This window comes from Blastomonas sp. CCH1-A6 (genome assembly GCF_001556365.1).
Lineage (GTDB): Bacteria > Pseudomonadota > Alphaproteobacteria > Sphingomonadales > Sphingomonadaceae > Blastomonas > Blastomonas ursincola.
In genome coordinates, this window is sequence record NZ_LSIS01000558.1 from 1 (window position 1) to 209 (window position 209).

Annotated in this window: 1 protein-coding gene; it reads left to right on the plus strand. The window is 70.8% G+C overall.

The window, feature by feature from the left end:
- On the plus strand, positions 1–209 hold a 209-nt coding region (locus tag AX735_RS23980; RefSeq protein WP_446471862.1), incomplete at both ends, for a biotin/lipoyl-containing protein.

The following is a 209-nucleotide window of genomic DNA, read 5'->3' on the forward strand; positions in this document are numbered from 1 at the left end:
GCCTGGAAACCGACAAGGTCGCGGTCGAAGTGCCCGCCCCTGCCGCCGGCGTGCTGGGCCAGCTGATCTTTTCCGAAGGCGATACCGTGCAGGTCGGATCGATCCTGACCACGATCGAAAGCTCGGGCGCTGCCGTCGCCACGGCTGCCGCCGCGCCGCAGCCGGCGATCGCCAAAAGCGAAGCCGCCCCTGCTCCGGCAGCGGTCGCC